Annotated in this window: 13 protein-coding genes and 1 CRISPR repeat array; all 13 genes read right to left on the bottom strand. The window is 58.0% G+C overall.

The annotated features are described in order from the left end of the window. Positions 1-9: 9 nt before the first annotated feature. A CRISPR array of direct repeats spans positions 10-546; the repeat unit is 37 nt; unit sequence GTTTCAATCCACGCCCGGGTTTTAAGCCGGGCGAGAC. Positions 547-723: 177 nt separating this feature from the next. The 13 genes from cas2 to ACYCUK_RS21220 all read right to left on the bottom strand — a co-directional run bounded on the left by cas2 (position 724) and on the right by ACYCUK_RS21220 (position 10,719). After that, positions 724-1,014 carry a CRISPR-associated endonuclease Cas2 gene (gene cas2 / locus ACYCUK_RS21280; RefSeq protein WP_461596633.1) on the bottom strand — a complete coding sequence of 97 codons (291 nt, stop codon included), beginning with the start codon at positions 1,012-1,014 and terminating at the stop codon, positions 724-726. 16 nt (positions 1,015-1,030) lie between these two features. Further along, positions 1,031-2,065, bottom strand: a complete 1,035-nt coding sequence (gene cas1c / locus ACYCUK_RS21275; RefSeq protein ID WP_461596632.1) for a type I-C CRISPR-associated endonuclease Cas1c — start codon at positions 2,063-2,065, stop codon at positions 1,031-1,033. Beyond that, entirely contained in the window at positions 2,065-2,688 is a 624-nt protein-coding gene (gene cas4 / locus ACYCUK_RS21270; RefSeq protein ID WP_461596631.1) for a CRISPR-associated protein Cas4, read from the bottom strand. The genes cas1c and cas4 overlap by 1 nt, the downstream gene beginning before the upstream one ends. A gap of 12 nt (positions 2,689-2,700) precedes the next feature. Continuing rightward, the gene (locus tag ACYCUK_RS21265; protein WP_461596630.1) at positions 2,701-2,943 is read right to left on the bottom strand and encodes a type II toxin-antitoxin system HicA family toxin; all 243 of its coding nucleotides are present in this window, start codon (positions 2,941-2,943) and stop codon (positions 2,701-2,703) included. Further along, positions 2,940-3,146, bottom strand: a complete 207-nt coding sequence (locus ACYCUK_RS21260) for a hypothetical protein (RefSeq protein ID WP_461596629.1) — start codon at positions 3,144-3,146, stop codon at positions 2,940-2,942. Before ACYCUK_RS21260 ends, ACYCUK_RS21265 begins: the two co-directional genes overlap by 4 nt. A 12-nt stretch (positions 3,147-3,158) precedes the next feature. Beyond that, positions 3,159-4,046, bottom strand: a complete 888-nt coding sequence (gene cas7c / locus ACYCUK_RS21255; protein ID WP_461596628.1) for a type I-C CRISPR-associated protein Cas7/Csd2 — start codon at positions 4,044-4,046, stop codon at positions 3,159-3,161. 19 nt (positions 4,047-4,065) lie between these two features. Next, positions 4,066-5,916 (bottom strand): type I-C CRISPR-associated protein Cas8c/Csd1, encoded by a 1,851-nt coding sequence (gene cas8c, locus ACYCUK_RS21250; RefSeq protein ID WP_461596627.1) that lies wholly within the window; start codon positions 5,914-5,916, stop codon positions 4,066-4,068. A gap of 1 nt (position 5,917) precedes the next feature. After that, positions 5,918-6,631 carry a type I-C CRISPR-associated protein Cas5c gene (cas5c, locus tag ACYCUK_RS21245; RefSeq protein ID WP_461596626.1) on the bottom strand — a complete coding sequence of 238 codons (714 nt, stop codon included), beginning with the start codon at positions 6,629-6,631 and terminating at the stop codon, positions 5,918-5,920. Beyond that, positions 6,624-9,155, bottom strand: coding sequence for a CRISPR-associated helicase Cas3' (gene cas3 / locus ACYCUK_RS21240; protein ID WP_461596625.1), 2,532 nt, complete (start codon positions 9,153-9,155; stop codon positions 6,624-6,626). Before cas3 ends, cas5c begins: the two co-directional genes overlap by 8 nt. 250 nt (positions 9,156-9,405) lie before the next feature. Next, positions 9,406-9,696, bottom strand: coding sequence for a hypothetical protein (locus ACYCUK_RS21235; RefSeq protein WP_461596624.1), 291 nt, complete (start codon positions 9,694-9,696; stop codon positions 9,406-9,408). Positions 9,697-9,791: 95 nt separating this feature from the next. Then, the gene (locus tag ACYCUK_RS21230; protein WP_461596623.1) at positions 9,792-9,980 is read right to left on the bottom strand and encodes a BrnT family toxin; all 189 of its coding nucleotides are present in this window, start codon (positions 9,978-9,980) and stop codon (positions 9,792-9,794) included. 107 nt (positions 9,981-10,087) lie between these two features. Then, positions 10,088-10,363 (bottom strand): tyrosine-type recombinase/integrase, encoded by a 276-nt coding sequence (locus ACYCUK_RS21225; RefSeq protein WP_461596622.1) that lies wholly within the window; start codon positions 10,361-10,363, stop codon positions 10,088-10,090. After that, entirely contained in the window at positions 10,342-10,719 is a 378-nt protein-coding gene (locus ACYCUK_RS21220; RefSeq protein ID WP_461596621.1) for a tyrosine-type recombinase/integrase, read from the bottom strand. The genes ACYCUK_RS21225 and ACYCUK_RS21220 overlap by 22 nt, the downstream gene beginning before the upstream one ends. Between the last annotated feature and the right edge of the window lie 443 nt (positions 10,720-11,162).

The raw sequence follows: 11,162 nt of genomic DNA, 5'->3' as shown, positions 1-11,162 counted from the left end.
GATCCAGGCGTTTCAATCCACGCCCGGGTTTTAAGCCGGGCGAGACATCAAATGTCATGGTTGCCGCCGCGATCCAGGCGTTTCAATCCACGCCCGGGTTTTAAGCCGGGCGAGACCATGGGGACGCATGGATTAAGGCCGCACATCAATCGTTTCAATCCACGCCCGGGTTTTAAGCCGGGCGAGACGGCGGCGTCTGGCAAGCTCGGACGTGCTGTTGATCGTTTCAATCCACGCCCGGGTTTTAAGCCGGGCGAGACGATTGGCCCAAAGGGTGGAGCGATGGCACGGATTGTTTCAATCCACGCCCGGGTTTTAAGCCGGGCGAGACTTACCGATTGAGTCAATGACATGGTAAAAACCAAGTTTCAATCCACGCCCGGGTTTTAAGCCGGGCGAGACCTCGGCGCGCAGAGATTCAAAGTCATACTTCAATTCGTTTCAATCCACGCCCGGGTTTTAAGCCGGGCGAGACCAAATAAACGCACTCAATGGTAGTGTCTCAGTTTGTTTCAATCCACGCCCGGGTTTTAAGCCGGGCGAGACTCCACTCGCGCAACGTGTTGCTGCACAACGGAGTTGTTCTGCATTCCCGCGAACCCGGTTCTGCGCGCAGGCGGACCCGGATTTGCAGGCAAGGAAAGTTCATCAAATTGTGAAAGATCAAGGATTTGCGTGATGCGCGAACCGGCCGGGATTTCGGCTTTGCTCGGGGTTCGCGGGCTACACGACAAGCGGGCCGTTGAAGTCGATGGAACGGAAGGTGCCATATTGCTTGACGCGCATGTCGGTCGGTTCGGTGATGCGATAGAAGCGCAGATTATCTTCGTCCAGCTTGATTTCGGCGAGCAGTTCGCGTTCAAGGGCTTCGTATTCCATGGCGTCGACCTGACATTCGAACACGGATTTCTGCACGCGTTGCCCCACTCTTTCGCAGGCCTTGGCCACGCGCCGCAGACGCTTGCGGCCTGCGGCCGTTTCAGTCGAGACGTCATAGGTCACGATGATGAGCATGGCGTCTTGTGGTCGATTACCGGGCCAGATAAGGCAGGTAGCCGTCCATCTCGCCGCGGATGGTGCGCGCGAGCAGGCGAGCCTGGACGAAGGGCAGGAGTCCGATGGGCATTTTGGTCTCCAGCAGCGGGTGGGTGATCTCCTCCTGTTTGCGTTCCTGCCAGGCGGCGACGACCTTGCGCCGGCCTTTGTCGGACAGCAGGACGGCACCGCCCTCGTGCTGGTCGAAGTCGTCAGCGCCGATCTGGCCGCGGTTGATGAGTGTCAGCGCCAGCCGGTCTGCGAGTACGGAGCGGAATTCCTCTTGCAGGTCGAGTGCAAGTGCAGCGCGGCCAGGCCGCACGGCGTGCAGAAAACCGAGCTGGGGATCGAGCCCTACGGCCTCCAGCGCCGAGCGGCAGTCGTTCATCAGCATGGCGTAGAGAAAAGACAGCAGGGCATTGAACCGGTCGAGCGGAGGACGGCGGGTGCGGCCATCGAGGCGGAAGTCTCCGCGCATGGAGGGCTTGACGATGCGGTTCAGCGCCTCGAAGTAGCCGCGCGCGGCTTCTCCCTCGACGCCACGCAGGACGTCAAGTGTCTGGGCATCGGCAGCGGCGCGCAGCGAGGCAGCCAGATTGTCTGCGGATCGGGTGAGCTGGGCGGATTCGTCGGCATCGGCGCTTTCGCGCGCCCCGCGTTGCACGACGCTGCGGCTGTTCTTGATCTTTCCGGCAACGCAGGCGCGTGCCAGATCCATCGTGGTGTCGGCGCGTTCTGCCGCACGATGCTGGGTCTGGCGCAGCAGAATGTTGCCTGATACCGGGCCTTCGAGCCGAGCCTTGAAGCGGCCGGAATCATCCAGCAGGACGAGGGACTTGCCCTCATCGGCCAGGCGGTGCATCAGCGCTGGCGACACCATGACGTTGCCAAAGCACACCAAGCCGCCGACATGGTGCAGCGGCACCTGAAGTTTCTTCTCGCGCTCCACGTCCACGCGCAGGGTGGCGTTGTCGATGTGGACATAGGCCTGCGGGGTCATGACATACAGGGTGTTTTGCAATGTCTGCATCAGTCCTCCACCTCGAACAGGTGTGCCCGCATCTCGCGCTGCACGCGCACGGCGGTCAGCGCCTCGGGCTGGCAGATGTCCTTGAGTGAACACTCCCGGCAGCGCGCATCGAACACGGGGGGCGGCAGGATACCGGCCCTCAGCATGGCGCGGATGGCCTCGGCCGTTTCAATCACCAGGTCGCGCAGCGCGGGCGTGATGGCGACTTCGCGCCGCCGGTGGCTGCTGGCGTGGTAGATGGCGCCAAGCGGCACGGGGCGGCCCAGCATGTCTTCCAGGCACATGGCCTGGGCGGCGAGCTGGATGTCGTCATGGGTTTTCTGGCGCTTGCGGCCGTGCTTGAACTCCACGGGGAAAACCGTGCCGTCGGGATGGAACTCGACGAGGTCGGCCTTGCCGATCAGCCCCAGTCGATCCGACCACAAGGGCAGGCTGCGCTCGACCTTCACGCCGGCCTTGATCTCGTAGCCTGGCGCGTCCACCAGACGATGCACGGCCTGCCCGCGCGCGGTGTGGATGTTGTCCTCGAACGCCTGCTCCAGGTGGATCAGCCCGCATTGCCGCGGGCAGTACACCCAGTGCTGCAGGGCGGACAGGGGGATGGGATCGTCGGTGGCGTTCACATCCCGGCGCATTTAGTTGAACAGGCGCTCGAGCAAGGCATCGCGGCTGAGGCCGTGATGCACCGCCACGGCATCGAGCACAGCGGCCAGTGTGCCGATGCGCAGCGGATCATGCCGGGGCACGGTGATGTGATGCTCTCCGTGCGCGGTGCTGGTCAGCCGCATGTGACTACCGGTCTGCCGTGTGACGTGGTAGCCAAGCCGGTCCAGGCGCTTGACCAGATCCGATCCGGACAGATCACGCGGCAGCCTCATACTGCCAGCATCTCTTCGCGGGTGATGTGCAGGCGGATGATGCTGGGACGCTTGTCATCGTCGAAATGGCAATGCACCGCGTCACGCACTTGCGCGTGCAGGGATTCGAGGCCGTCGGCCTCGGTCAAGATGTCCACGCCGACGGCGCGCGCGATATAGCCGCCCTCGGGAGCTTGTTCGACGATGAAATGGATTTCGGACATGGCGAGCTCCTCTTAAAAACCACCAATTTCTTCTGGGACTAGCCCCTCTAGCGACTCCAAAGCATAGGTTCCATCTGAGTTGATCGTGAGCGTTCTGTGGACCTTTGCCGATGAATACTGGCCTGCCTTGCAATTGTGCTTCCACCATACAACCGTTAATACTTCCATGCTGCCTGCCGGGCGAGCGGCGGCCTCGTCGTTCTCGAACAGCCGCGGCAATACGGCTTTGATGGCTTCAGCGTCGGAGTCGGAAAAGTTGGTTTTTTCCGCAAGCTGCGGATTCATGCTGCCATAGAACACGTAGACGCCTTGGTCGACACGATGCTTCATGCCCATCGTGTCCGAGCTGCGCTTGGTTCCATCACCCTCGCCACTGACGCTTTTAGTGATCTGCAAACTGGAGATTTCGATGGGTTTGACGCTGAAAGCCGACTGGACCGTGACGGGGCCACGAATACCGATGGACACCCCAGTGTCGCTTTCCTCGTCGCTGCCGTCTTCTTTCTTTTTGCCAGCTTTCTTGTTGCTTTTCAGGGCAAAGAGTTGACCGAATGCACGCACGTCCAACCATTTCTTACAAGCCAGTTCTGCGGTCTTCTCTGATCCGAGTTCTTTGCCCAATCCTGCCTCAGCCCGTGCGCGCAGGCTTTTGGCGTCATCCACTTTACGGTCGTCAGACTGGACAAAAATCATGTTGCCATCGTCTTCCTTGCGGCCATCGTTGACCCAGCGCTCCAGCAAGCGATCCCGGATTTTTCGTTTGATCGACACATCGCTCATTTCGCCGAAGTTTGAGTAATCGGTACGCGGGCGGTTGCCGTTCAGCGGGTCGCCGTTCGGGTTGGCATTTTTGACGCGGAAGGTGACAGCGAAATCAATCTTGTTTTGCAGGGTGGTCATGTTTGTTTCCTCGATGGTTTTATTCGGTTGGAGCATCTTCAGTAGCGGTGGCGGTGGCGTTGTCTGTCTTGGGCAGATTCAGGATTTGCCGCTGGCAGTGATAACCGAGCAGGAATTCACCGGAAAGCCTACTGTCGTCGAGAAAATCATTGCCGACAAAACTAGGAATAACTTCATCGAGCAGCTTGTCCATCTCGAACATGAAACCGGCCCGCCTTGCACGTAGGCGCGAGATGTAAGGTTTGAGCGCAGGCTCGATGATTCGCCACGTGCTTGCAGGGCGATCAGCGAAGCGTTGCATCAGCTTGGCGGCGGTAGTGTCGCGTTTTTCGCCCGCAACGTAGAGAGCACGGCTCTCGATATATTCGGCTATTGCCAGCAAGCGCCCGTAGAGATAATCCCGGCTGTTCCGGTCGGTTTCCAGTGACATTTTGTACTCCTCATTTTTGAAAGCGCCTTTGAACAGGGCGCAGGCGATGCCCAGGATTTTTTCCCATTCCCAGGGACTGAAACCGACCCGATTGCAGGTTCTGCGTACAGTCGATTCAACGAGATCGCGAGGCAGCGGCTGCCCATCGACAATGCAGGGCAAAAGCCGCTCAACCGTGGATTTTTTGAGCTTGTCGTCCAGACGGCGGCCAAACGCTGCTTCGGCAATGTCGCGCGGCGCTGGCGCACCGACGAATTTCAGCTCCTTGCCGAAGTTTTGCGGCCAAGCGTGTGCCGTGTGCCAGGCTTCGATCCGCTCAAGAAACTCGGAACCAGTCAGCTCCCGGTAATACGTGATGGCCATTCGCCCCGGCGTTGCCGAGTCCAGACCCATTACGACGATGTCATCTGTCGGCCCCAGCTTGGCGCGGTAGCCAGCCATGGCGAAGTTCAAGCGCTTGGCAAAGGCTTGCCCGGCATCGCCATCAAGGGATAACGCTGGTGCTACGGACTGCGCTTCAATTGCTTCGCCAGCGAGTATCAAGGTCAGCGAGTTGCCGAAAGGATCAGGAATCGGTATGCCCGCGACAGCCCAACTCACAATCACCTGATCGTCGTTTCTGTAGGCTTGGCGCTGGATCAACCAGCGCAGAGCATTGTGGGCTTTCTGGGTGACTTCGTAACCCACGCCACACGCCTGCTGACCGGTGTCATCGGTGAAGCGGCCTCTGAAGGTGTATCCCGAACTGTCGTTGGCACTGATGAGCTTGGCACCGTCACCGGAGTGGCGGATGAATTTTGGATGGTTTTTACATAGACGAGCTTCCTCGCCAAGAACCATGCATATCCCGTTCTTGGGGTTTTGAATCTGGTCGTAAGCTATCCATGCTTCGACTAGATTCGTGTCTTCCCAAGTACCTGATGCAGGATCATCCGGCGATTCAACTCGCCAGCGAATAAAAACCTTTGAGTCTTTGATTTTTTCTTTTCCGCGAGCGCCCTCGAAAACCATGGGGATCATTTTTTCGCTGAGAAGGTCTGCCCAAAGATTCCCGTGGGTTAAATAAGTTAGTACTGCCTTAGCTTTCGGATGTTGTTGCGCCGATTCACACCATTTCTCCAAATTGGCAATGTAAGCCGCATATTTTTTCTCATCTTTTTCCGGGAAGTCTCGGGCGCAGTAACTGATTTCTTCGCAAAGCGGGTGTGGAGCGATTTTTCTTCCTGATCTTCCGACCGATGCTTCGGTCACAGGGATTAGTGTTGCTGACTCTGTGGCCCCTAATTTCCTGACCCGTCTGAAATTACCGGATGAGTCGATGGCAACCTCAACGTGTGCTCTCTTTGAATAATGAGCCAAGGGCCAAGGTTGGGTTTCATTCCGATTCGGCAATCGACCTGTCTGTTCATAAGTTTCATACAGCTTTTGTATCCAGCTCATATCAGACCCCCAGATCAGCGGCTTCCTGCGCGACATCGCGCAGTTTGTCCTTGCCGAATTTCTTGGGCGTCATCGCCCGGACGAATTTGCGGATCGTGCAGACCTCAGGTCGTACGAATTGAATACAGCCATTGACCATGACCGGCTTCCAGAATCGGGCGTGCAGATTATTCTCGCCGGTTTCGTCGGGGTAGTCAAAGCCGTGAAACATCAAGCTGTACGCCAACTCGCCCGCATCGTCGAAATGGCCGGTTTCCGAGCCAAATGCGCAGGGTTCGACATAGCCTTGACAGTCTCGCGTGCCCAGAAAGATGTCCTGCCGCCCGCCTAATTCCAGCATTCGCTTGGCGATTGCGTGATGCTTGCCTTCCACACGGTCTTCTTCGAGTTCGGGGCGTTGCATGTTCCATTCAAAATGCGCGCGCACCTGGTATTCGACATCGGAGAGAAAGGTGTAGATGGCCAAGGTGTTTCCACCGCCGAACTCCAAAGGTTTGGTGCCTTTGGTCTGCGTGCGAATGGGCTTCATCACCCTGACTGCATCGATCACCCAGATGAAAGTGGGCTTCCAGTAAATGGACTTGACGATGCCTTTCAAAGCTTCGTAAGTCGGGACGTGGTACGAGCACTTTTCACCGCCGATCCGGGTCAGCGGATCGGTGAACAGGGCGTGACGCGCACTCACTTTGAATTCGATGCTGTTGCGGTTAGCCACAGAGAACCTCCATTTTTCCTTCAGGGGTTTCGGACAGGCCGAATTCCGGGCTGTAGTAGCGCGAATCGGTCAGGTAAAGAATGCCCGTGCCTTCTTGAACTTCCCGCACGACCAGCGTTTTGGATAGTTTTTCAAGCACGTTCTGGAACGCATTGACGCTGAATTGCTGTGCCCGGCGCAGCAATTCGAATTCCTTGTCGGGCAGGTACGCCGCGCATAAATCGTTGATGAGTTGTTTGCCCTCATTACCGTAAGGAACGATAACGCCGCGCGTGGGTGCGTCGATCGCTTTGAATGCTTTGGCGGCGGTCATGAAAGCCTGCCGAAGATAGATTGCCGGAGCTTGGCGTTTCGTTCTTTTGTAGTCTTCCAGCGCCAGCGTGTTGCTAGATAGCAGGTTGAGCAGGGTGTCGTCATGGCCGACCGAGACGGGGTAGCCCATTTCGTTTGCCCGGTCGAAGAAATAGTTCTTGTAGTACCAGGCCATCGCCTGCGGGCCGATGCGGTTATTACCGAATTTTTCGGGATTGGCATCAAAATCATCCAGCACGCGCTCTGCCTTTTCTCGGCCAACCTGAATGTCGGGCAATTTAGCCAGGTTTTCGTCCTCGGGGCGTGGGTTGAGGACATGCACCAGTCCCTGCTTGGCACGGCCATTGCGATTGCACCGCCCCGCCGCTTGGGCGATGGAATCCAGACCCGCAGTAAAGCGGATGACTGAACCAAAATCCACATCGACTCCGGCCTCAATCAGTTGCGTGCTGATGCAAAGCGTCGGGGCGGGCGGAACTTGATCCAGCCGAGCGCGCACTTCGTTCAGGATGGTTTTTCGATGTGCCGGGCACATGTTGGTGCTCAGATGAAAAACTTTGGCAGTGTCGCTTTCCTTGCATAGCCGGTAAATAGCCTGCGCCGCCTTTTTCGTGTTGACAATGACTAGGCAACTTCCAGACTCTGCTATTTGCTCGAACGCTAGCGCCGCGATTTCGTCCTGCGACCAACCGCCCGGTTTGCGACGGTTGACGACTTCGACGCGTTTCAGTTGGTCGAAGAGTTGTTTCACATCAGGCATGAGTTCGTTGCCTGGCGGTACGCGAATCGCGCCTTTGTGTGTATCGACCTGATCGAGCAAGGGCTGGGTGGCGGTGCACAGCACGACCGTGCTGCCACAGAAGTCGGCCAGGTAGTTCATGGCGTTGTTGAACAGGTGAACGCAATTGACCGGCAAGCTCTGGATTTCGTCGAAAATCAGCACGGCATTGGCGAGTTGGTGCATCCGCCGCGCCCCGCGTGTGCCCGCGCCGAACAGTGTTTCCAGCAATTGCACGGTGGTCGTGTACACGACCGGCGCGTCCCAGTTTTCGGAGAGGATTTTGCCGCGCCAGCTTTGCTCTTCTGGTGTGAGGTTGGAATGGTGTTCGAGCACCACGCTGCCTGCCTCGACGCCTTCAGGTTCCAGAATGCGCCGAACAACATCAGCGTTCTGGTCGATGATGGAAGTGAACGGGATGACATAGACCACCCTGTCCAGCTTGTGCCCGCGAGCATGGTGCAAAGCGAACCGCAGGCTCGCCAGCGTCTTGCCGCCGCCGGTTGGCACGGTCAAGGTGTAAATGCCCTGTTTACGTGCTGCACTTTCCAGGCAATGTCGCGAAATATCTTGCCGTAAGGCATCAATGGGGTGACTCGGCGTGAAGGTGCTCAGACGCGTTTCCAGACGCTCAATCAACACTTCCCAAGACTCGTAACTGCCGCGTAGCCGGCGCCGCGCCAGACCGGGATGCTCGAAATCTGCGGTGTCGATGCGGTCAGCGTCGATCAGGCAACTGAAGAGAGAGCGAACGAGCAGACCAAGTTGTTGCTGGAAAATTGGGCTCTGTGTTTTTTGGAGTGGCGTTTCACCGGGAACATTGTCAAGAATTTTTGCAATCCAGACCTGAAATGCTTGCGTGGTTTCCGGGAGCATGACCAAACTGTGCGCGGTTGCGAGAAGATCTTTGTCAACTTTGCCAAGCACTTCACGGAGATAGGTTTTGTCGCCGGATTTGTTCACCCGCCTGGTGAACACATCCTCAGCAGGCTTGCCAGCCGACAAGCCAAGACAATCGATCAAGCCAGAATGGTGCGAGGCAATGCACAAAGCCATAATTTGCCCGGCGATTCGCGCCAGATCGTTTTTTTGCGCCAACTCCTGCCAAATCCACTGCGCCCCGCTGGTGGAATGATCGATTTTCCCCTTCAGGCCACAAGCATCAACAAACTCCTCATCCTCGTCTTGATTCAGCAAGCCTGTAGCGGATTGGATATAGGCCTGAAAAGCTGCGCTGTACTTGCCCAAGTCGTGGAGTAGGCCAAGCAGTTGTCCGTGTGTGGTGAGGCTGAATTTCTTGGCCAGTTCGGCAGCAAGCTGACCAACACGCAAAAGATGCGACTCAAGCGACTGGATTTGTCCATTGCCGCGCACATGCGCGACAAATTCGGGTTTGCCGGTTGATTTGCACGGCGCAACGGAAGGTGAATCCATATCGAGAGTGGCTCAGTTTATGGATGATGCCATGCTGTGCACCCCGGTCTCAGAACCTAAACCCACCGATTCCGAGCATGCATATTGATGTGCTGCCGTTTCGAGCAGACTGCATCGACCATCGCCGGGAACGCTGCACAATCTGGGCGATGGTCTGGCCCATCCTTCAAAGCCGCCGGCGGCCTCCTGATGCAGCAAACAGCGGTAGCTTTCGTTCCTGGTGTGTGGGTCGCGCGTTCCCGCATGGGCATCAAGGGGCAGAATGGGAAACCTCAGCCGCAGCGCGACGCAAGGTTTCCTCAGGAACGCCGCTATCGCGCAGCCTGTCGATCAGTCGAGCGACGGCTGACCCCTCGAACCGTTCCATATCGTCACGCAGGCCGGCACCGACATACGCGCGCAGCAAGGCTTGATAACCGGCGAAACCGCGCAACGGGGCCACGCGCTTGAGGTCGTCCACCACGTCCTGCGGCATGCGCAAGGTGACGGCAACCATGGGCCTGTCTTTGGCCAGGCGGCGCTCAATCGTTTCCATCTTCATAGCGAGACCTCTCGGGTGGTTCTGCCTTCCTGGCAGAGATGATGCGGATGTGATCATCCTCGAACATCATGTGCACGACAAAGAGCACCCGGAAATCAAAATCCGCACCGATGGCTTGCGTCGCGTTGCTCGCCTCGATCGGATGCGTCCTGGTAGCGCACGAAGGGGTCAAGAAAGACCTGTGCCGCCTGCTCGAATGAAAGCTGATGCTTGTCGATGTTCTTGCGCGCCTTGTCCGCATTCCAGCGGAATCGGATGCCCTGCAACGCGTACTCGATGTCCATCGCGAAAGAATAGACTATGTATTGCAATTGTCAATACGCCGTATGGCGTGATGGACGCCCAGTACGCTCGCAGGCCAGAACCATGCGCGCTGGCCATTGGGTTGGTGTTACCCCAGTTTTTGGGCGAGTTTTTCGGCTTCGACGTGGGTGTAGCGCTTCAGCATGGCGAGGCTCTTATGGCCTGTCATGCTCGCCACTTCCATGATGCCAAGGCCCTTTTCGAACAGCCGGGACGTGGCCTCGTGGCGCAGATCGTGGAAACGCAGGTCGGTCAGGAATGACGGGTCCGGCTTGACGCCTTGCGCGGTGCAATCGGCTTCATACAGTTCACGACCACGGCGGCGGATGCGGATAAACGCGCTCACCAAGCCCCGCGCGTCCATGGAAACACTTTCCCGTCAAGTCGGCGCGGAAAAGCCTGCATGGTCCGCAAGGCACCGACCGCAGCAATGGACAAAGCCACCGTGCGAGGCACCCCGGTTTTCGTGACACGAAGGTGAGCCGTGCGCTTGTCCAGATCGATGCGCCCCCAGTTCAGGCTCAGCAGCTCGGACTCGCGTGCTGACGTTTCTACGGCCAGCAAAATCATTTCCCGCATGCCGTCGGGCTTGCGAGCACCAGCGATCCCGCGAAATAGGCAGTCCAGTTCCTCTGGCGACAAGCGACGATCCCTAGCGTTGTCAAGCTTAGGCTTGCGCACATCGCGCGCCGGATTGCCTGCGGGCAGGTGGATGCCCAAGTCCTTGGCGGCATAGTTGAAACAAGACCGCACAGCTTGCAAGTAATGCAGGGTTGTGGCTGGCGCCAGCCCGGAGGCACGCAGATCGGCAAGCCACGCCGCCAGATACGACGCTGCGTATGGCCGACAGGAAATAGGAACCAAAGCGCACACGCGCAATCTGCAAGTAGCCTCGCCAGTTGCCCGCGGATTTGAAGCTCGGCACCACATCGACCGAGAATCGATCAATGAGTTCGGCCATCGTGACTTTGCCCGCCTCGTTGCGCAACACGGCGTGTTGCCTTGTTGCGCTTCGCGCTCCATGCCGCGCGCCCAAGCCTCGGCATCGGGCCTTCAGGTCAAACGTACGCGATATGCTGGGCAGACCACGACGCCGAACCTGTACCCTGTATCCACTTTTCCGCTTCTCGATGTACGCCATGACAGCCCCTTGCGGGGTGAGC

The organism is Thiomonas sp. (assembly GCF_054608695.1).
This window is presented reverse-complemented; position numbering and strand designations above follow the sequence as displayed.